This window comes from Undibacterium pigrum (assembly GCF_003201815.1).
Classification (GTDB): Bacteria; Pseudomonadota; Gammaproteobacteria; order Burkholderiales; family Burkholderiaceae_D; genus Undibacterium; species Undibacterium pigrum.
Genome location: NZ_QJKB01000007.1, coordinates 273,903 through 294,163, shown reverse-complemented (window position 1 = coordinate 294,163; position 20,261 = coordinate 273,903). Strand labels below are relative to the sequence as shown.

The 20,261-nt window shown below is 52.2% G+C and carries 19 protein-coding genes; 11 read left to right on the top strand and 8 right to left on the bottom strand.

The window, feature by feature from the left end; translation table 11 throughout:
- From DFR42_RS30015 to DFR42_RS20295, 6 genes are all read right to left on the bottom strand, one after another.
- Positions 1 to 276, bottom strand: a 276-nt coding sequence (locus DFR42_RS30015; RefSeq protein ID WP_425450895.1) for a collagen-binding domain-containing protein, incomplete at its 3' end; no start/stop codon positions are given.
- A gap of 474 nt (positions 277 to 750) precedes the next feature.
- Positions 751 to 1,308 carry a pentapeptide repeat-containing protein gene (locus DFR42_RS20310; protein WP_110256856.1) on the bottom strand — a complete coding sequence of 186 codons (558 nt, stop codon included), beginning with the start codon at positions 1,306 to 1,308 and terminating at the stop codon, positions 751 to 753.
- Between the two features lie 105 nt (positions 1,309 to 1,413).
- Entirely contained in the window at positions 1,414 to 3,141 is a 1,728-nt protein-coding gene (locus DFR42_RS20305) for a choice-of-anchor A family protein (RefSeq protein ID WP_281275187.1), read from the bottom strand.
- On the bottom strand, positions 3,081 to 3,227 hold the full coding sequence (locus DFR42_RS30010) for a collagen-binding domain-containing protein (RefSeq protein WP_425450894.1): 147 nt from the start codon (positions 3,225 to 3,227) through the stop codon (positions 3,081 to 3,083). Before DFR42_RS30010 ends, DFR42_RS20305 begins: the two co-directional genes overlap by 61 nt.
- Before the next feature lie 477 nt (positions 3,228 to 3,704).
- Positions 3,705 to 4,799 (bottom strand): hypothetical protein, encoded by a 1,095-nt coding sequence (locus DFR42_RS20300; RefSeq protein WP_110256854.1) that lies wholly within the window; start codon positions 4,797 to 4,799, stop codon positions 3,705 to 3,707.
- 336 nt (positions 4,800 to 5,135) lie between these two features.
- Positions 5,136 to 6,194 carry a choice-of-anchor A family protein gene (locus DFR42_RS20295; RefSeq protein WP_342766854.1) on the bottom strand — a complete coding sequence of 353 codons (1,059 nt, stop codon included), beginning with the start codon at positions 6,192 to 6,194 and terminating at the stop codon, positions 5,136 to 5,138.
- Here DFR42_RS20295 and DFR42_RS20290 point away from each other — a divergent pair.
- The 10 genes from DFR42_RS20290 (at position 6,135) to DFR42_RS20245 (ending at position 15,508) form a co-directional block, all read left to right on the top strand.
- Positions 6,135 to 6,320, top strand: a complete 186-nt coding sequence (locus DFR42_RS20290; RefSeq protein WP_110256852.1) for a hypothetical protein — start codon at positions 6,135 to 6,137, stop codon at positions 6,318 to 6,320. The two genes, DFR42_RS20295 and DFR42_RS20290, sit on opposite strands and share 60 nt — an antisense overlap.
- Before the next feature lie 181 nt (positions 6,321 to 6,501).
- Positions 6,502 to 8,697, top strand: a complete 2,196-nt coding sequence (locus DFR42_RS20285) for a TonB-dependent hemoglobin/transferrin/lactoferrin family receptor (RefSeq protein ID WP_110256851.1) — start codon at positions 6,502 to 6,504, stop codon at positions 8,695 to 8,697.
- 12 nt (positions 8,698 to 8,709) lie between these two features.
- Positions 8,710 to 9,822: a hemin-degrading factor gene (locus tag DFR42_RS20280; RefSeq protein WP_211324369.1), complete on the top strand. Its 1,113-nt coding sequence runs from the start codon at positions 8,710 to 8,712 to the stop codon at positions 9,820 to 9,822.
- The gene (locus DFR42_RS20275) at positions 9,810 to 10,736 is read left to right on the top strand and encodes a heme/hemin ABC transporter substrate-binding protein (RefSeq protein ID WP_110256850.1); all 927 of its coding nucleotides are present in this window, start codon (positions 9,810 to 9,812) and stop codon (positions 10,734 to 10,736) included. Before DFR42_RS20280 ends, DFR42_RS20275 begins: the two co-directional genes overlap by 13 nt.
- The gene (locus tag DFR42_RS20270; protein ID WP_110256849.1) at positions 10,733 to 11,818 is read left to right on the top strand and encodes a FecCD family ABC transporter permease; all 1,086 of its coding nucleotides are present in this window, start codon (positions 10,733 to 10,735) and stop codon (positions 11,816 to 11,818) included. The genes DFR42_RS20275 and DFR42_RS20270 overlap by 4 nt, the downstream gene beginning before the upstream one ends.
- A gap of 21 nt (positions 11,819 to 11,839) precedes the next feature.
- On the top strand, positions 11,840 to 12,649 hold the full coding sequence (locus DFR42_RS20265; protein WP_245937027.1) for an ATP-binding cassette domain-containing protein: 810 nt from the start codon (positions 11,840 to 11,842) through the stop codon (positions 12,647 to 12,649).
- 28 nt (positions 12,650 to 12,677) lie between these two features.
- Positions 12,678 to 13,070 carry a VOC family protein gene (locus DFR42_RS20260; protein WP_110256915.1) on the top strand — a complete coding sequence of 131 codons (393 nt, stop codon included), beginning with the start codon at positions 12,678 to 12,680 and terminating at the stop codon, positions 13,068 to 13,070.
- Positions 13,063 to 13,905 carry a ChaN family lipoprotein gene (locus DFR42_RS20255; RefSeq protein ID WP_110256847.1) on the top strand — a complete coding sequence of 281 codons (843 nt, stop codon included), beginning with the start codon at positions 13,063 to 13,065 and terminating at the stop codon, positions 13,903 to 13,905. The genes DFR42_RS20260 and DFR42_RS20255 overlap by 8 nt, the downstream gene beginning before the upstream one ends.
- A gap of 19 nt (positions 13,906 to 13,924) precedes the next feature.
- Positions 13,925 to 14,197: a hypothetical protein gene (locus DFR42_RS20250; RefSeq protein ID WP_110256846.1), complete on the top strand. Its 273-nt coding sequence runs from the start codon at positions 13,925 to 13,927 to the stop codon at positions 14,195 to 14,197.
- Between the two features lie 87 nt (positions 14,198 to 14,284).
- Complete coding sequence (locus DFR42_RS20245; protein WP_110256845.1) at positions 14,285 to 15,508, top strand: DUF2325 domain-containing protein; 1,224 nt, start codon at positions 14,285 to 14,287, stop codon at positions 15,506 to 15,508.
- 142 nt (positions 15,509 to 15,650) lie between these two features.
- Here the strand turns inward: DFR42_RS20245 and DFR42_RS20240 are convergent, their stop codons facing one another.
- Positions 15,651 to 16,703 (bottom strand): DUF5694 domain-containing protein, encoded by a 1,053-nt coding sequence (locus DFR42_RS20240; protein ID WP_110256844.1) that lies wholly within the window; start codon positions 16,701 to 16,703, stop codon positions 15,651 to 15,653.
- A 177-nt stretch (positions 16,704 to 16,880) separates the two neighbouring features.
- Positions 16,881 to 17,804, bottom strand: coding sequence for a LysR family transcriptional regulator (locus tag DFR42_RS20235; protein WP_211324373.1), 924 nt, complete (start codon positions 17,802 to 17,804; stop codon positions 16,881 to 16,883).
- Between the two features lie 91 nt (positions 17,805 to 17,895).
- Between DFR42_RS20235 and metE the strand changes: the two genes are divergently transcribed.
- On the top strand, positions 17,896 to 20,196 hold the full coding sequence (gene metE, locus DFR42_RS20230; RefSeq protein WP_110256842.1) for a 5-methyltetrahydropteroyltriglutamate--homocysteine S-methyltransferase: 2,301 nt from the start codon (positions 17,896 to 17,898) through the stop codon (positions 20,194 to 20,196).
- Positions 20,197 to 20,261 lie beyond the last annotated feature (65 nt).

Here is a 20,261-nt window from a genome sequence, read left to right as displayed (position 1 = left end):
TGTCAGCTGGGTTTTGTTGTCGGCAAAGCTGAATGGGGGTGCGGCTTTGACGACGGTATCGCCTTGCTGGAGGTTGTTGACGTTTTTGCTGCTGCCATAGGTGGCTTTGCCATGGGTAGAGCCACCATTGAAGGTGAGCTGGTTACCAACGATCAGGGACATGCCCTGGTAGTTCTTTTGGGTGGTGTCCATGCTGAAGGCGGAGACGTTGAAATTGCGTCCTACTGCCATGGTGCCAGCGACTTCTCCTCCTGTGGCGGTGTAGTCATTGAAGATGAAGGCGTTGAACTGGCCTGCCAGGCCCAGATCGGCACTGGTGAATAAGCAGTACTTGTGGATGTCTTGATGCTGGGCTGTTTATTGAAAGATTTTATAGCCCAGTATAACTCGATCAGACCGGATCAACACCTACGCGAATACACACCAGATGAAGTCTAGAGAGGTATTGCCCCGTATTCAACCGCCTAAATCTGCGCATCCGTTGGAGGCTTGGAATGGTTTGTTGCAGGGGTATTATTTGCGGCGTTAGCAAATCCTTGTTGAAGCAAAATATGTATTAAGTGGACAGTTTAGTTGTTCAGATAAAACTCGTCTTGAACAAATAATTTGTTTAATTTTTAATCAGGCGAACAAATTTAGTTGTACACACTGATTGCAAAGTTTGCAGGTCTGGCTAAGGAATTTGGTTTAACTTAACGCTGAACAGGGTAGCAGCAACTTACTGTCCGATTAAATCGAAACTACTACAGCTCAATGTACTATAAACAGTTTTTTTTCGGCAGAAGAATCATCCCATGCGCCATTCGGATGATTCATCAAACTATCGCTTAATAAACAATTTGCAAATCTTGTGTATCTCATCTCCACGTTATCAAAATTAATATGCCGTAAATCACATCCATAAAAATTAACTTTAAAAAGTTCTGCGTTGGCAAAAGAAACATTCTCGAAAATGGCATCCATAAAAATAACCTTCAATAAATTTGCATTATCGAAAGTTACATTTTTAAAATTCACTTCAGAAAAAAGACTTTCTTTCAGCCCAGCTTTGGAAAACGTAACATCGACAAGTGTTGAATTATTAAAATTATGATATGCGGGGGAAAAATCCGCGAAACTACACTGTTCGAGAGTGCAACGATAAAATGAGACTTCATCATTAGTTATATCGTCAAAATGAACATCATATATTTCCCAATCAGAATAATAAACAATTTCCCAACATTCAATGCCATGTTGTTTAACGATGTCAAGTAGTTTCAACTGCAGCTCATCTGGCTCTACCAACCGAGAAATAATACGTGCCATAAATACTCCCAAATAATCTATATTTAAATCTTACATCAATCGCAAAAAGTACGCCGTGAAGAGCGAAATCTTTCAAGAAAGACTTCACTCTCCTCCAATTTCGTATTACTGTTGTCGTAACGTTTTATCCATCTGCGCCTGCAAAGCACTCCCCAGCGAGTTCCCCAAACTATCCAGCAAAGCCGCCATCGCCAGATCGCCATCGGTCACTGCTGCTGCGGTTGCAGTTGTGTTTGCACTGCTCTTCGCCGCTGTACTTGCCGACGATGAACTAGCCGCCGGAATCACAATCGCACTACTTCCCGACGTTGCCTGCATAGGCGTCGCCGTCAAGCTTGTGGTTTTGCTGTTCGTCGTAGCCGGTGTCGCCGGGCTCACTGCTGTCGCATACGGGTTCGCTGCAGCAACTGACATACCCATGGCACTGGATTGTGACTGCGCTGGTTTGGTCGGCATGCCCGCCGCCTGGAAGCTGCGGTTATTGGCGATGTAGACATTGCTGTTCCAGTTGTTGACCACAACATTGCCATCGACCACACCACTGCCTCCACTGACTGTTGCCAATGGCGCGAGGATGCTGGCATTGAGGGCGACATTGGTGAACGTCAGTTTCTTCGCGGTGCTGAAGTTGAATAAGGTGTTGTAGTTCCTGAAGCCATCTGGCATGCCGCCTTGCATGCCACTGTCACCGGTGACGTTGATGATGAGGGTCTGTCCCGGTGTGAGGTTGACAAAGTTGGCATAGGTCACGTTCAACAAGTCAGCTCCCTTGACATTGAAGATCTGGGTGCCGCTGGTGCCGTCGCCCTGGAAGGTCATGCCGTTGAACTGGATGCTGGTTTTACCATTGGCAGTTTGTGCTGCCAGGTTAGTCGACAGGTCTGTCAGCTGGGTTTTGTTGTCGGCAAAGCTGAATGGGGGTGCGGCTTTGACAACGGTATCGCCTTGCTGGAGGTTGTTGACGTTTTTGCTGCTGCCATAGGTGGCCTTGCCATGGGTAGAACCACCATTGAAGGTGAGTTGGTTACCGACGATCAGGGACATGCCCTGGTAGTTCTTTTGGGTGGTGTCCATGCTGAAGGCGGAAACGTTGAAGTTGCGTCCTACTGCCATGGTGCCAGCAACCTCTCCTCCTGTGGCGGTGTAGTCATTGAAGATGAAGGCGTTGAACTGGCCTGCCAGGCCCAGATCAGCACTGGTGAGTGCTGGCGGGGCAACGGCCGTCACAGTGAGGCTGACGGTGGCGAGGTTGGAGTCGACTTTGCCGTCGACCACACCACTACCACCACTGACTGTTGCCAATGGTGCGAGGATGCTGGCGTTCAGGGCGACATTGGTGAACGTCAGTTTCTTCGCGGTGCTGAAGTTGAATAAGGTGTTGTAGTTCCTGAAGCCATCTGGCATGCCGCCTTGCATACCACTGTCACCGCTGACGTTGATGATGAGGGTTTGTCCCGGTGTGAGGTTGACGAAGTTGGCGTAAGTCACGTTCAACAAGTCAGTTCCCTTGACATTGAAGATCTGGGTGCCGCTTGTACCATCTCCCTGGAAGGTCATGCCGTTGAACTGGATGCTGGTTTTGCCATTGGCAGTTTGGGCTGCCAGATTAGTCGACAGGTCGGTCAGCTGGGTTTTGTTGTCGGCAAAGCTGAATGGCGGTGCGGCTTTGACGACGGTATCGCCTTGCTGGAGGTTGTTGACGTTTTTGCTGCTGCCATAGGTGGCTTTGCCATGGGTAGAACCACCATTGAAGGTGAGCTGATTACCGACGATCAGGGACATGCCCTGGTAGTTCTTTTGGGTGGTGTCCATGCTGAAGGCGGAGACGTTGATTTGCGTCCTACTGCCATGGTGCCTGCGACTTCTCCTCCTGTGGCGGTGTAGTCATTGAAGATGAAGGCGTTGAACTGTCCTGCCAGGCCAAGGTGGGCACTGGTGAATAAGTGTACTTGTGGATGTCTTGATGCTGGACTGTTTATTAAGAAATTTTATGACTTAGCATAATTTGATCAGGCCACATCAGAATTTGCACGAATACACGCCTTCTGAAGTCAGAGCAAGCATTCATACGCATAAGTACATCTGTTTGAGGCTTGAGTTGGATTGTTACAGGATATTATTTGGGGCGTCAGAAAATCCTCCCTGGATCGAAATGTGTATTTTAATCAAGCAGCTTTGCTATTTAGGGTGAAGCTCGCCTTGGACAAATAATTTGCTCAAATTTTAATCAGGATAGTAAATCTAATTGCTCACATGATTAAAAGTCAGCCGGGTTTGTGTTCAGTTAAAGCAAAACTTCTGCCAATTTTTTCAAAATTTGCTAATCGGGCGAACGGATTTGGTTTAACTGAACAGGGCGCTACTACAACTTACACACTTTTATTTAAAGGCTCAAATCAGACATTCTTTAAATTTAAACCACGTACACATATCTCTGAATCAATGCCAAGACAAAAACTATTGCTACCAGTTAGAATAAATGAGTAATAATTTCCATCCATAGGTTCGCCATCCCATTCTGTCTGGATCGACGAAATAACGGTCACATTACCTGAGCCAGATTCAAGAGCGTCGCCAGACTTGAGGTCTACCGCACGAATCCAACCACGCTCCTTAATTAGAAATTCTTGAGTACAAGTTACATCAACAAAACGCTCATTCCCATTGTGCATGTACCAAACCCAACACCGCTCCATTTCCTGATGAAATATTCGATACTGCACGTTCACAGACGTTAATTCATTTGTTGTTTCGCAACGCGATTTTAAGCTAAATCCCGGAAATACTTGATCAACCTCCCATATTCCATCATTCCCATCTACAACAAGTTCACTGTTACCACACCCACTGACACTAAATATATCTTGGCTATCAATAATTTTATTACTTGTGTTTGTACTTGCCAAAGAGAAATTGCTACTATCGTGCACCAGAATTGAAGCATTTCCAACACAGTAACTGTGTTTGTCTGCTAATTTGATGCTGTACATCTTTTTTTTCTTTCCCGATTTTTTAACACCAAATACGGTCAGCTCCTTACTTTGAAGGACTGCAATTTTATCTTGCGAAAATGATGCACGAAATGCATTTCGGTCAAATGACAAAAATTTGTCACCTGCTTGTAAAGCACTCATCATTGTCCACCCTTTTTCAACAACAAAAACCGGCAAAGTACACGCAGCCTCAAGTGTTAGTAAATCTTTGTCTGCCTCGTCAAAACCTTCGTAATACAATAAGAATGATGGTACATTTTCTTGGGTTTGAATATCTATTACTTTGCTATAAGCGAATTCTTTAGTATCAGCACAATACACTAAAATTTCCTCGCCTATAGCAATTTCGGCAAGCTCAACATTTCTACGCCTTTCGCTCCTACCAAACAACAGCACCTCACCTCCAAGCAAACTTGGGGAAATATACGCTTCATCATGCCACTCACTACGTAGACCTATAATAGGGCTACCAATTTTTGGTTTATTATGGTCACTCATCATATTCTCATTTATCTATCAAGATACATTAAATATATTCATTAAAATTTTAAAATCTATGGCACTGATAAGCTGCCGGTAAAAAAGAACACAATATATAAAAATATTCTATTTTACAAATAGAGCATATTAAATATGTTTGCAATTATTCAATAGCGATACGATGCAGCATACTAATTTTCACATCCTATTAACGACGGCGATCAAGGTCGGGCCAATCCTCTCTCAGAGTAGCCAATTTTTTCGCGACAGATCGCAAAATTACTAACAAACCAACTCTAATGCAGTGCTGAATCTTCAGGCACTGCCAAGCAAAACCGTAAGGATGTAACTTGATTAATTGAGCCCTTTCTGCAACGTTTTATCCATCTGCGCCTGCAAAGCACTCCCCAGAGAATTCCCCAAACTATCCAGCAAAGCCGCCATCGCCAGATCACCATCCGTTGCTGCTGCGGTTGCAGTTGTGTTTGCACTACTCTTCGCCGCTGTACTTGACGACGATGAACTAGCCGCCGGAATCACAATCGCACTACTTCCAGAAGTCGCCTGCATAGGCGTCGCCGTCAAGCTTGTGCTCTTGTTATTCGTCGTCGTAGCCGGTGTAGCCGGGCTCACTGCCGTCGCATACGGATTCGCTGCAGCAACTGACATGCCCATGGCACTGGATTGTGACTGTGCTGGTTTGGTCGGCATACCCGCCGCCTGGAAGCTGCGGTTGTTCGCGATGTAGACATTGCTGTTCCAGTTGTTCACCACAACATTGCCATCGACCACACCACTACCACCACTGACTGTTGCCAGTGGTGCAAGGATGCTGGCGTTCAGGGCAACATTGGTGAAGGTGAGTTTCTTCGCGGTGCTGAAGTTGAATAAAGTGTTGTAGTTCCTGAAGCCATCTGGCATGCCGCCTTGCATACCACTGTCACCGGTGACGTTGATGATAAGTGTCTGTCCCGGTGTGAGGTTGACGAAGTTGGCGTAAGTCACGTTCAGCAGGTCTGTTCCCTTGACATTGAAGATCTGGGTGCCGCTTGTACCATCTCCCTGGAAGGTCATGCCGTTGAACTGGATGCTGGTTTTGCCGTTGGCGGTTTGTGCTGCCAGGTTAGTCGACAGATCCGTCAGCTGGGTTTTGTTGTCGGCAAAGCTGAATGGGGGTGCGGCTTTGACGACGGTATCGCCTTGCTGGAGGTTGTTGACGTTTTTGCTGCTGCCATAGGTGGCCTTGCCATGGGTAGAGCCACCATTGAAGGTAAGTTGATTACCGACGATGAGTGACATGCCCTGGTAGTTCTTCTGAGTGGTGTCCATGCTGAAGGCGGAGACGTTGAAGTTATGGCCTACTGCCATGGTACCGGCTACCTCACCACCGGTGGCGGTGTAGTCATTGAAGATGAAGGCGTTGAACTGGCCTGCCAGGCCCAGATCAGCACTGGTGAGGGCTGGTGGGGCAACCCAGTCGCATTAAATTCCCCAATTAAAAGTACTCACAAAGAAAATCTCAATTGCACTTGCGACTGAGAATGATTCTCATTTATAATAAATCCGATTAAAATATATTAGTCGTAAAAACTCCCCTTTTTACGATGCTCCCAGCCTCAAGCACGGTGCAATGAACGTGCGGGCTATGGAGTCGATCATGATACGCACCAGCCAGTCGCCGCTAGCCAGTGTTCAATTTTTCTAATTATTAGGAAACACGATGCTAAGCAAGACGCAAATCGCCCTGGCACTGGGTATGGCATGGGGCATGGCTCCGGCAGCAACTTTTGCACAAACACCAGGCCCGGTCCCTCCGACAGAAGCAACTACTCTCAAAGACATTACTGTCACTTCTACGCGTACCGCCAGGACAGTCGATAGCGTGCCCAACACCGTCACCGTCATCCCTGCTGCCAGGATAGAGCAAGAAGGTGGGCGCGATATCAAAGACCTGTTCCGCAATGAGCTCGACATCAGCGTGCGTGCTGCCCCTACCCGCTTTACAGCGGCTGGCAGCTCCACTGGTCGCGCTGGTAATGAAGGCATCAATATCCGCGGCCTGGAAGGCAATCAGGTCTTGATGCTGGTGGATGGTACGCGTGTACCGGGTAGTTTTTCGTTTGGCGCATTTGCGACAGGCCGTGGTGATTTCCTTGAACTCGATGGCATCAAGGCAGTAGAAATTTTGCGTGGCCCTACCTCCACACAGTTCGGCAGCGATGGTCTGGCTGGTGCAGTCAGCTTCCGCACCCTGGACCCGTCTGATCTGCTCAAAAAAGGCCAGTCTTTTGGCGGCTTCGTGCGTTCTGGCTATGCCACAGTAGACCGCTCATGGCGCAATACTGCCGCTATAGCCGGCGATAATGGTAGCTGGCAAGGTTTGCTGCTGCTCAGCGACCGCCGTGGTCATGAAACAGAAAACCGTGCCGACAATGACGCCAAAAACGTCAATCGCACTAAACCAAATCCCGTTGATTTCAACGCCCAATACCTGCTCGGTAAAGCAATTTTTAAAATCGATGGCAATCAGCAAATCGAAGCCAGCGTGGAAGCGCAAAAACGCACGCAGGATACTGATGTTTATTCTGCTCGCGCCGTCCCGCCGCTGGCATCCACCAGCACCCTGGACCTGGATACCCGCGACAAGGTAGAGCGCAATAAACTCAGCCTGGCGCACCGTTATAAAAACCTGAACTCCAGTTGGTTGCACAATGCCGAGACACGCCTGTACTGGCAAGATGCCAAGGTCAGCCAATACTCTGCTGAAGACAGGAACACCGCCGCAGACCGCACCCGCGACAATCACTACAACACCAAGATAGTAGGTTTGTCCAACATCATGGAAAGCAATTTCTCTGGTGCTGTAGAACAAAAACTCAGCTATGGCTTTGACTGGAACCGCACTGAAGTCACTGGCCTGCGTGATGGCACGGTAGCACCATTTGGTGAAACCTTCCCGGCCAAGCCTTTCCCTGACACGACTTACACGGTCACTGGTGCCTTCATCCAGGATGAGATAGAAGCTGGCAAATTCAGCATCATCCCCAGCCTGCGTTATGACCATTACAAACTCGCCCCATCCAGCACGGGCTACACAGGTGCAGTCGCTACCCTGTCTGACAGCGCAGTCACACCGCGCCTGGGCGTGGTATGGCAACTCGATACTGCCTTTGCACCTTATGCACAATTCGCCAAGGGCTTTCGCGCACCGACTCCTGACCAGGTCAACAATGGCTTCACCAACCTGGCATCTGGCTACACCAGCATAGGCAATTCACAACTGAAAGCAGAACGTGCTGACAGCTTTGAGATTGGCTTCCGTGGCAAGGTGCAGGGTTTGCGTTATTCCTTCGCCGCATTTGACAATAGCTATAAAGACTTCATCAGCCAGCAAGTAGTGCGTGGCACAGGCACTGCGGTTGACCCACTGGTATTCCAGTACATCAACCTGGCCAAGGCGCAAATCCGTGGTGCAGAAGCACGTGCAGAATTGCAAATCGACAGTAACTGGCAAGCCACTGCCGGTGTTTCCTACACCAAGGGCGACAGCGAAGTTGCTGGCGTAAAAACACCACTCGACACCATCAACCCGATGAAATTCCTGGCAGGCCTGCGCTATGACACAGCAGCCTGGGGGGCACGTGCGCAATTCCAGCATCATCAAGGCAAGCAGCTAGACAGAATCGCACCAGCAGCGACAACACAGTTTGCACCAGGTTCTTACCACGTCGTCGATCTCGGTGTCTATTGGAAACCTATGCCTAATCTGACAGTCAATGCCAATCTCAACAATGTCTTTGATACCAAATACTGGGCCTGGTCTGATGTACGCGGCCTGGCTGACAACACCAACGTCAAAGATGCTTACACCGCCCCTGGCCGGAATGCCCAGGTATCAGTTCGTTACGACTTTTAAGAAGGAACCGTCATGCCAGCCCAACATTTGAACCTGCAGCAAAATGCTAAAGTACGTGAAGAATTCGCCAGCATGCGCCGCGAGAAAAAAGCCAGACATCGTGACATCGCCGAAACCCTGGAGATCAGTGAAGGCGAGCTGATCGCCGCCCACGCAGGCACGGCAGCCATAGAAAGCAAATGCCTGCTGCGTGCCACCTGCCTGCGCGCAGAGTGGCCAGAAATTATCGCCGCGGTAGAAAGTCTGGGCGAAGTCATGGCCCTGACACGCAATCCTTCCTGCGTCCATGAAAAAACAGGCACCTACAGCAAAATCAGCCACAACCACCATGTCGGCCTGGTGCTGGCAGGTGAAATCGATTTGCGGATTTTTTATCAGCAATGGGCATTTGGCTTTGCCGTGACAGAGCAAACAGGAAGCGGCGAAGAGCGCAGCGAACAAAAAAGCCTGCAATTCTATGATGCGACCGGCACTGCCATCCACAAGATTTTCATCAAGCCACAAAGCAATGTAGAGGCGTATGAAGCGCTAGTCGCCAGCTTTGCCGCTGTTGAACAGCAAACCGGCATACAAACAAAAGACGCCGCAGAAAAAATGCTGGAACTGGCTGACAAGGATATCGACGTCACCGGCTTCCGTCAGGCCTGGGCATCCTTGCGTGACACCCATGAGTTCTTTGGCCTCATGAAAAAATTTGCCGTGACACGTACCCAGGCATTGCGCGTGGCTGATGCCCAGTTTGTACAGCAAATTGATGTAAGCAGTTGCCAGGACCTGTTGCAGGCAGCCGCTGCCGAAGCCGTGCCTATCATGGTATTTACCGGCAATGCCGGCATGATACAAATCCACTCCGGCCCGGTCAGCAAGATTGCCAAAATGGGCCCATGGGTGAATGTGCTTGACCCACGCTTCAACCTGCATCTGCGTGAAGACCATATCGCCAGTGCATGGGTCGTCAAAAAACCAACCACGGATGGCCTCGTCACTTCACTGGAATTGTTTGATGCCGACGGCGAAACCATCGCCATGTTCTTTGGCGAACGCAAACCCGGCAAGCCAGAACTCTGCGAATGGCGTGCACTGATCGACAACCTCTTGTCAGAAAGCCAGACATGCGCAGCATAAGTACAACAAATCACCTGCGCAGGCAGGCTTTGATGCAACTGGCAGGTTTGGCGGGCTTGGCTGGTTTCAGCCTGTTGCCATCCTTTGCCCAAGCCGCAACCGGCAAAGGCAAGCAGCGCATCATCAGCGTGGGTGGGGCAATCACCGAGATCATTTTCGCCCTCAATGCCAGCAATGACCTGGTTGCCGTCGATACCACTTCCAACTTCCCTGAGAGCGTGCAAAAACTGCCTAACGTCGGTTATGCCCGCGCCCTGTCGGCAGAAGGTGTACTGGCCCTGGCACCAACGCAAATCATCGCCAGCGAAGATGCAGGCCCGCCTGCTGTAATACGCCAGTTGACATCCTCCGGCATACCACTGGCGGTCTTGCCAGCTCATCACAAGTTTGAAGGCGTGCTCGACCGCATCAAGCAGATTGGTGAACTGACTGGCACACAAGCCCAGGCCGCTACCCTGATGCAGAGCCTGCAGCAAGAATGGACCAGGGTACGCACGCCGATAGAGCAGCGCAAAGGCAAAGGCCCCAAAGCCGTATTCATCCTTGCTCATGCACCTAACCAGATCATGGTGGCAGGTCGTGAAACCGCTGCCCATGCCGTGCTTGAATATGCTGGTGCCAGCAATGCCCTGACTGGGGCTAACGGCAGCAGCGGTTTCAGCGGCTACAAGCCTTTGACACCAGAAGCCATGATCGCAGCCCAGCCCGACATCATCCTCGTGACTGACCAGGGCCTGAAAGCCTCGGGCGGCATAGAGTCTGTGTTGAAATTGCCGGGTGTAGAACAAACACCGGCAGGCCGCAAGCGCCGCGTGCTGTCACAAGAAGCCATGCTCATGCTGGGCTTTGGGCCGCGTCTGCCATCGGCAATCAGCCAGCTTGACAGCGCAATCATCAAGGCTATGCAGGCATGAAAGCCTCAGTAGCCGTGTCTGGTGAAATGCCACCAAGTTTAAAGGCAAAGCTTTTGCAAGGCGGCAGGCCTGGCCTGCTGCTGGTGCTGAGTATCGCCCTGCTTGTCGCTTTACTGCTGAGTGTGCAATTCGGTGCCGTGCCTGTCAAATTGCAAGACTGGCTGACTCTGCTAGATTTCAGCGACGACCAGACTTTGACTGGCAGCAGCTATGTCTTGTGGAATATCCGCCTGCCACGTGCCCTGTTTGCAGTGCTGGTTGGTGCAGCACTCGGCATGTCAGGTGCATTGACACAAGGCCTGTTCCGCAACCCGCTGGCAGATCCCAATTTGCTGGGCATTACTGCCGGTGCGGCTGCGGCTGCGGGTTTGAGTATCGTTGTCCTGTCAGGCATACACTTGCCTATCCCCATGTCCTGGCGTATGTGGATCTTGCCTGTCACCGCATTCAGCGGCGCGCTGCTGGTTTGCTTTGCACTTGATCGTGTGGCGCGCTGGATTTCACCTGGCTCTATCGTTGGCCTGCTGCTGACTGGCATTGCCCTCAATGCCCTGGGTGCTGCCGTGCTGGGCCTGTGCACTTACCTGGCAACGGACGAGCAATTGCGCAACCTGAGTTTCTGGACCCTGGGTTCTCTGGCAGGTGCTAGCTGGCTGGCTGCTGGCCTGTTACTGGCATTGCTGTTGCCAGCCTGGTGGTGGATCAGGCGCATGATCAGCGCCATGAATGCCCTGGCCCTGGGCGAAGCTGCGGCTGCCCATGTCGGCATTGATGTACGCCGCTTGCGCACCCAGGTCATTGTGCTGGTCGCAGTACTGACCGGGTTTGCGGTAGCCTGGTGCGGCATGATAGGCTTCATCAGCCTGGTCGCCCCGCATCTGGTTCGCACCATGGGTGGGCCAGATCAAAGACAGGTAATACCGCGTTCCATGCTCATGGGTGGCTTGCTCTTGCTGCTGGCCGACACCGTGGCACGCTGCATCGCCATCCCGGCTGAAGTGCCAGTGGGTATTTTCACGGCCCTGCTGGGCAGCCCTTTCTTCCTGATCCTGCTGCGTAATGCACGTGGTCGCTTAGCCTGAATCGTCTACACAATCATGTTAATGAAAACCACCACACAACAGGGTTTGCTCCAGCTTGACGCCGTCTGTGCCAGGCTGGGCAAGAAAGACTTTGGGCCTTTCAACCTGAACATAGCAAAAGCAGAAAAAGTCGCCATACTCGGCCCCAGCGGTGCAGGCAAATCCACGCTGCTGAAGCTGCTGTCCCGTGAATTGAAAACCAGCAGCGGCGACATCGCTTTCCAGTCACGCCCGCTGGCAAGCTGGTCCTTGATGGAACTCAGCCGCCTGCGCGCCGTCCTGCCGCAAAACAGTGACGTGGCCTTTGGCCTGGAGACTGATCTGGTCATCAGCCTGGGTCGTGTCAGCCGAGCGCATGACCCTGATTTGGCAAACATAGTCAGGCAAGCAGCGGCCATGGCGCATGCGGCCCATTTGCTGGGCCGCCGCTTTGACAGTCTCTCTGGCGGTGAACAGGCACGCATACAACTGGCGCGCATCTTTGCACAACTATTGGATCAGCGCGATGGCCTGATACTCGTCGATGAGCCGCTGGCAGCACTCGACCCCGGCCTGCAATTTGACCTGCTCGCCAGCCTCGAAGAATATGCGACAGAACGCCAGCATGCCATCGTCGCCATCCTGCATGACATCAACCATGCCATGCAGGCGTTCGAACGTCTGCTGTTAGTCAAGAATGGCCAGCTCGTTGCTGATATCGCCAGCAACCGCGAAGCAGTACCAGCGCTGGAAGACTTATACAATATTGCCCTGACCTGCATGCACAATGAAGAAGGTGATTTGCTGGTCACCCCCTTGCGCGCCTCATCCCGCGCCAGGAAAAGCGCATAGCAAACCATATTGCCGAATGAGAGAGATCATGCAAAAACCGAAGATGCAGGAAATCAAGGCCTTTGTGCCTGCAAAGAATTTTGACACTTCTCTGGCCTTTTACCAGGATCTGGGATTTGAAGTCGTCTTCAGTGAAGATGGCATTGCCCATCTCAACTATGCGCAATGCAGCTTCATGCTGCAAGAGTTCTATGTCGCTGACCATACCAATAATTTCATGATGTACATCCTGGTCGATGACGTCAGTATCTGGCACGAGTTCATCGCCTCATCCGGCATTGCAGACAAATACCAGGTACGCCTGACCCCAGTCGTTGAACAGCCTTATGGCATGCGCGACTTTACCATCACAGACCCAAGCGGCGTCTTGTGGTTCATAGGCCAGGAAATTGACACAAGGGATACATGCAGCAATGCGTAATTTAACTCGATTCACAAGTGTAGCCGCAGCCCTGGCCACCGCCAGCCTTTTGTCAGCATGCGCGACCCAGCCTGAAAAACCAGTCAGCAGCAACATCCTGCTCCTTGGCGAAGTACATGACAATCCCGAAGGGCATGCACAACGCTATGTCGACCTGAAAAAATTGGTCGTCGCAGGCTGGCGCCCCGCCATCGCGATGGAACAGTTCGACCGCGAAAACCAGGCTGAACTCACCCAGGTACAGACAACTTGCACCGATGCCGACTGCATCATCGCCAGGGTCGGCAACAAGCGCTGGGAATGGCCGCATTACCGTCCCGTCATCCAGCTTGCCATCGATTACAAGCTGCCGCTACTGGCCGCCAACCTGTCACGTGCCGATGCTGCCCGCGTCATGCGTGAGGGCTATGCCGCAGTGATCGACAAAAACACCATCAGCAGTTACAAGCTCGACCAGCCCCTGCCTACCGCCATCGTCGATGGTCAGCGTGCCGCCATCGAAGGCGGCCACTGCGGCAAGATGCCCGACAATATCGTCCCCAGCATGGTCAGGGCACAAGTCGCGCGCGATGTCATCATGGCCAAAATCGTCACCGACAATGCAGACCGTGGCGTCGTCCTGCTGGCTGGCAATGGCCACGTCAGGCGTGATCTTGGTGTACCTGCATGGCTGCCCACCAGCCAGCAAGCCGGCGTGCAAGTCCACGGCTATATAGAAGCATCATCTGAAACTGCAGCAGAAAAAGCTGGCATGTATGACAGCAGCCATGTCGTCAAAGCCCATACCCGTGCTGATCCATGCGCCAGCATACCCGCACCCAAGGCTTCATCTTAATCCACACTCAGAGGAACACATGAAACATCAGCCATCAGCCAACGCTTGCCAACACCTGGGCCTGGCCTCAAGCAAAGTAGGCGAAATCATGATCTGCCCAGAATGCGGCGTGGTTCATCTGTCCTTGAATCATGTGTCGTTACGCTTTGATGTAGAGGCTTTCCGTGTACTCGCCTACATGATGGCCGAAGCCCAGCTAAATATAGAAAGCTATGAAGCCCGCCTGCCCAAAAAAGCGGAAGCACCTCACGTCACTGGCTTTGAGATAGCACCGGGCAAAAAAATGCATTAAACGGACAGAAGCAAAATCGCCCGCTGCAAGTCGGCAAGCGCAGTAAATCTGGCTGTTTTGCATCGTCCCTTACCCAAGGAGTGAAGTATGTGTGAACACGACAAACACAGTAAGGCATTAACAACCGAGACCACACCGGCAGGCTCACGCCGTCGCCGCATCTGGGATTTGTCGCATGAATGCCATTGCCCCGTCATCGGCGTCTGCATACCACTGCCTACGTTGCGCCGCATCGTCAACAAGGCCATGAATGGCCAGGCCATTGCCGAAGATTATGAGATACATGTAGGCGCCATCTCAGAATGTGGCCGCCGCAACCGCCTGTCAGAAACCATACAGCAAGAGCTGGAACAGCGCTATGCCCGCACCATACAGGAGTTTCGCGCCGCCAAGACGGTAGAAGCTGTGACCCACATGTGGCTGGCAGCCATCGATAAGGGCGATGTTGCTGGCGCCTTCTGGGCTGCGCTGACACACCCGCGTTGCAATGCCGAATTACAGGATGGCCTGTGCCGCGACATGCATATGTTACAACACCAGGCCGGTGCCAGCGTGCGCATTGATATTAACCGCTTCAATGCCCTGGTAGAGCAGAATAAACTGCTGACCCGTGAACTTGGTCGCGTGCAGGAAAGACATAAGCACACCCTGGCAGAAAAAACCCGCGAGATAGAACAACAGAATACCCAGCTCATACAATTACGTGCAGAAAACATAGGCAAGGACAGCAGTATCCACTTCCTCAGTTGCGATATCGCCGCCCTCAAGGCAGAAGTGCCAGAACTGGAAACCCGCCAGCGCCTGCTCAAGAAAATCGAGCAGATGGCTGAACGCCAGACCGAAATGGAAAACCAGGTACGCGAGCTAAAACAAAAACTCGCAGAAGCCAACAAGGCCGCCGCAGATATGCAAGAACAGGCAGCCGAGCAAAGCAGGCAACAGCCCGAAGAAAAGATCTACCCCATCACCCTGCACCTGAAGCAAAAGACCGTGCTGTGCGTAGGTGGCCGCAGTGGCAATGTACCGACTTACCGTGATCTCATAGAACGCATAGGCGGCCGCTTCGCCCACCATGATGGTGGCCTTGAAGACAACCAGAGCCTGCTCGACGCCAGCCTGGCCGCCGCCGACCTCGTCATCTGCCAGACCGGTTGCATCAGCCACACCGCCTACTGGCGCGTCAAGGATTTTTGCAAACGCACAGGCAAACGCTGCGTCTTTGTAGAAAACCCCAGCGTCTCATCACTGGCCCGCGGGCTGGAGAAATTCTCTGAAGATGAAGCCGCACATGCAGAAATGACCAGCCAATAAAACCAGCGCAATTCCTCTGTAGGAGCGGCTTCAGCCGCGAACAGCAAATGCAGCAATGCTTGATCACGTATAGCGCATGCAACAGAGCATTCGCGGCTAAAGCCGCTCCTACGAAAAATCAACACCATCAACAGTGAGCACCTCACTTCAGCACATCTGCTGCATTCACGATATCGACTCCCTGCATCTGTCCCAGCCAGCTATCAAACCAGGGTTTGTGGGAAAGGCCTACGACAGAAAGCACACGGGCTCCCGGGCGTTCACGGAAAGTTTCACGAATATTGGCGACCATGCGCATATTGCGTATCTCCCAGCCAGCTACCCACATCTGCGGGTAAGCCTCAGGTGATTTGGCGCGCATCGCAGGCACAACATTGGCTTCTGCGTAAATGCGCAAACCCTCAGGTTCACTGATGTAGCGATACAAAGGCAAAAGATCTGTCGCACCTGACAATTCTGCTTCCCGTTTCTCCCACTCTTTTAACAGCGTACTACCGGCCGCCCAGGCATTTTCTATTGCGCGTACAAAGGCTTTAATGTCAGGCACATCAATACGGTCACCTGTATGGTTATCCACCGCATATACACGCTGCAATCCCAGGCGCGCTGCCAGACGAGCAGCAATCTGGTAATTTTCGTTATTGCTCTTTGAGGTCTGTATGAGTTTCTCTACCAGCGCCTCATTCAAACCATCCCCGGCACGGCGTTCAGTTTCTGGCAGTTGCAACCACTGCACATAGGCAGAAGCCATGTCATAAGATGCCATGAACAAGGCAGCAAGACGACGGCGCTGAGCCGCCGTTGCCTGAGTTGGCCATGCCTTCAGCATCTTGTTTGCTTCAAGCATCGCCGCTGGCGCATCCAGTCCGGTAGCCAGCCTGGCCACTTCGACCGATGCGCAATAGTCGGCACCGTACCTGGCGACATGGCGGGCAGCCATATCACATTCTTCACCAGACTCAGTTTCTATCGTAATAATCTCTGGCTTGAATTTCGCCAGCTTATCGAGCACACCGTCCAGCGATGCAGGCTTGAAGCTGGCTGGCATGCTGTTCAAATGCACAGTCCCCAACACCAGTACCTGGGCACGAGGCCCGTTCATATCGCGATCCAGCTTCGTCAGATCAAGCTGCGCCTGCGCCAAGGCGGGCGTCGTTACGCTTGCAAGTAAAATCCAGTTTACCCATTTCACCATGTCTTATCTCCTGTTTAATAAATCACGTGAATGTAGGAGATACCGGATGCATGAACAAGAAGAAATGGACAGGATGCGTTTATTGCTGGATGGGATGCAAAAACGACAGAGTAAAATGGCGCACGAAATACATTCACACCAGACGAACACAAGAACTATCACTCAATCGCAGCAAGCTCAAGTCAACTCTATACTCTGCAAATTCAAATAACTACTCTCCCGTATCGTCGTCACAAAATCACTGAAATAAGCCTTGGCCGACAAATCTGGCAGGCAGGCTGCATACAGTCTGCCAGTCAAACCATCCGCAGTAATGCGCTTGGGCAGTACATAATCGCGGTTCACATAATTTTGCGCGGCCCACACCGGCAGGGTGGCAATGCCGCGCTTGCTGGCGACCAGTTGCAGCATGGCGACTGTCAGCTCGGTCGTGCGGCGCGTGGTATTTATCCCGGCGGGCTTCAAGACCTGGCGTACCACGTCCAGCATTTCATCAGGTACAGGATAGGTGATCAGGGTATCAGTCGCAAAGTCTTGCGCCACCAGATAGTCACGCTTGGCCAGCGCATGGTCTTTGGCGATCAAGGCGACAATCTCGAAACGGAACAGAGGATGATAAGCCACGCTTTCATCCGCATCCATTTCCGACACGATGGCAACATCCGCCTTGTGGCTATACAGCAGCCCTACAGGGTCAGCCTGGAAGCCGGAGACTATATCCAACTCCACCTCAGGCCAGCGCTGGCGGAACAAGTCCATGGCAGGCATGAGCCAGTCAAAGCAGGTATGACATTCCACCGCAATACGCAATTGCCCTGCCACGCCCTGTGCCAGACGTGCCAGGTCGCGTTCGCAATTGGCGACTTGCGGCAGGATACTGTCGGCCAGTTGCAGCAGGCGTTCACCGGCAGGCGTGAAGCGTATGGGCGTCGTCTTGCGCTCGAACAGCGGCACGCCATGATGCTCTTCCAGCAACTTAATCTGGTGCGACAGGGCAGACTGTGTGACATTCAGCAAGACCGCGGCCCGCAATAAATTGCCGGATTCACGCAGGGCATGCAGGGTTTTAAGGTGGCGTAGCTCTAGTATCGATTGCATTATGAATGAAATTCAAGTTAATTCTTAAAATATGTCGTTTGAATCATAATCAATTCTAACCCATCATAAGCTCAATATGATTGGAGAATAACAAATGACCATCGCACACACACTTGGCTTCCCCCGTATCGGCGCCCAAAGAGAATTAAAATTTGCACAAGAATCCTTCTGGCGCGGCGACATCACCGAAGCGACTTTGCGTGAAACCGGCAGCGACCTGCGTGCCCGCCATTGGGGTTTGCAAAAGCAGGCGGGCCTGGATTTCGTCAGCGTTGGCGACTTTGCCTGGTATGACCAGGTCTTGAACACACTGGCCCTGCTGGGTGCCCTGCCCCGCCGCTTTGGCTTTGATGCCAAACAACTGACGCTAGCAGATTATTACCTCGCCGCCCGTGGTAACCCTCAGCATTTTGCGATGGAAATGACCAAGTGGTTTGACACCAATTACCACTACCTCGTACCAGAATGGACAGCAGATACCAGCTTTGATGGCGGCACAGACTGGCTGTTTGAAGAACTGGCGCAAGCACAGTCCCTGGGTCATGCCGCAAAAGCCACCCTGATTGGTCCGCTGACTTTGCTCTACCTCGGCAAAATCAAAAGTGGCCTGACACATAAACTGGATTTGCTGCCCAGGATCATTCCCGCCTACCAGCGCCTGCTGGCACGCCTGCAAGAACAAGGGGTGGAATGGGTACAGATAGACGAACCAATACTCGCACTGGACCTGGATAACGCCTGGCTGGATGCCTTTATCCTGTCCTACAATGCCCTGGCGCAAAATACGCCCAAGGTTTTGTTGTCCACCTATTTTGAATCAGTACAAGAGCGCACCGCCCTGCTACACGCCCTGCCCATCACTGGCCTGCACCTGGATCTGGTACGCGCACCACAACAATTGCGCACCCTGCTGGCTAACTGGCCGCAAGGCCGCGTCCTGTCTGCCGGTGTTATTGATGGCCGCAATATCTGGCGTGCCGACCTCAGCAGCTTGCTGGCCGACTTGCACGCTGTCCACGCACAACTCGGCGACAACTTGTGGCTGGCCCCAAGCTGCTCCTTGCTACACGTACCTGTAGACCTCGCAACAGAAACTGCAATCGATGCAGAAACCCTGAGCTGGCTCGCCTTTGCCACACAAAAACTCGATGAAGTCGTCGCCCTGAAACAGGCACTGAATGGCAATGCAGATAAAGTCGCGCATCAATTCACAGCCGCCGACCAGGCCATCGCCAGCCGCCGCAAATCAGTACGCATCCACAATCCCATCGTACAAAAACGTCTGGCCGCCATCACCGAGCAGGATGTCACCCGCCACAATGCATTCAAGCAGCGCATAGGCCAGCAACAGCAACGCTTTGCCCTGCCGCTGTTTCCCACGACCAGCATAGGTTCATTCCCGCAAACCAGGACTATACGCCAGGCCCGCGCCACCTATAAGCGCGGTGATTTGTCCCACCTCGAATACCTCGAAGCCATGCGCGCAGAAATCCGCCTCGTCGTTGAGCAACAAGAAAAGCTGGACATTGATGTACTGGTCCACGGCGAGCCAGAACGCAATGACATGGTCGAATACTTCGGCGAGCAACTCTGGGGCTATGGCTTCACCCTGAATGGCTGGGTGCAAAGCTATGGCTCACGCTGTGTCAAACCGCCCTTCATCTATGGCGATGTGTACAGGCCAGAAGCCATGACAGTCAGCTGGAGCGAATACGCACAGAGACTCACCAGCAAACCCATGAAAGGCATGCTCACCGGCCCCGTCACCATGCTGCAATGGTCTTTCGTGCGCGACGACCAGCCGCGCTCCACCACCGCCCTGCAAATCGCCCTGGCCCTGCGTGATGAAGTCGCCGACCTTGAAAAAGCTGGCATAGGCATGATACAGATAGACGAACCCGCCTTCCGCGAAGGCCTGCCATTGAAACAGCAAGACTGGTCCGCTTACCTCGACTGGGCAGTACGCGCATTTAAATTGAGTTCTGCCGTCGTCAGGGATGATACGCAAATCCATACCCACATGTGCTATTCAGAATTCAACGACATCCTGCCCTGGATAGCCGCCATGGATGCCGACGTCATCACCATAGAAACCTCACGCTCTGACATGGAATTGCTCGACGGCTTTGGCGAATTCGCCTACCCTAACGACATAGGCCCCGGCGTCTACGACATCCATTCGCCGCGCGTCCCCAAAGTCAGCGAAATGCAAAGACTACTACAAAAAGCCCGCAGCGTACTCCCCGACGCCCGCCTCTGGGTCAACCCCGATTGTGGCCTCAAAACCCGCGACTGGCCAGAGACGATAGCTGCTCTGGAAAACATGGTGCAGGCGGCCAAGTTGTTGCGGGCGACTGTGGCGGTGGATGATGAAGAACATCAGGATTGTTGCTGATAAGGCCGCCAGCCATGCTCAAACTGGCGTTTCTTGATGCACCTCAATTGACAATGCAGCCAGCT

Coding starts and splice junctions, on each gene's coding strand:
- DFR42_RS20310 (WP_110256856.1), bottom strand. CDS start 1,308: ATGGCACGTATTATTTCTCGGTTGGTAGAGCCAGATGAGCTGCAGTTG.
- DFR42_RS20300 (WP_110256854.1), bottom strand. CDS start 4,799: ATGAGTGACCATAATAAACCAAAAATTGGTAGCCCTATTATAGGTCTA.
- DFR42_RS20290 (WP_110256852.1), top strand. CDS start 6,135: ATGGCCTACTGCCATGGTACCGGCTACCTCACCACCGGTGGCGGTGTA.
- DFR42_RS20285 (WP_110256851.1), top strand. CDS start 6,502: ATGCTAAGCAAGACGCAAATCGCCCTGGCACTGGGTATGGCATGGGGC.
- DFR42_RS20280 (WP_211324369.1), top strand. CDS start 8,710: ATGCCAGCCCAACATTTGAACCTGCAGCAAAATGCTAAAGTACGTGAA.
- DFR42_RS20275 (WP_110256850.1), top strand. CDS start 9,810: ATGCGCAGCATAAGTACAACAAATCACCTGCGCAGGCAGGCTTTGATG.
- DFR42_RS20270 (WP_110256849.1), top strand. CDS start 10,733: ATGAAAGCCTCAGTAGCCGTGTCTGGTGAAATGCCACCAAGTTTAAAG.
- DFR42_RS20265 (WP_245937027.1), top strand. CDS start 11,840: ATGAAAACCACCACACAACAGGGTTTGCTCCAGCTTGACGCCGTCTGT.
- DFR42_RS20260 (WP_110256915.1), top strand. CDS start 12,678: ATGCAAAAACCGAAGATGCAGGAAATCAAGGCCTTTGTGCCTGCAAAG.
- DFR42_RS20255 (WP_110256847.1), top strand. CDS start 13,063: ATGCGTAATTTAACTCGATTCACAAGTGTAGCCGCAGCCCTGGCCACC.
- DFR42_RS20250 (WP_110256846.1), top strand. CDS start 13,925: ATGAAACATCAGCCATCAGCCAACGCTTGCCAACACCTGGGCCTGGCC.
- DFR42_RS20245 (WP_110256845.1), top strand. CDS start 14,285: ATGTGTGAACACGACAAACACAGTAAGGCATTAACAACCGAGACCACA.
- DFR42_RS20240 (WP_110256844.1), bottom strand. CDS start 16,703: ATGGTGAAATGGGTAAACTGGATTTTACTTGCAAGCGTAACGACGCCC.
- metE (WP_110256842.1), top strand. CDS start 17,896: ATGACCATCGCACACACACTTGGCTTCCCCCGTATCGGCGCCCAAAGA.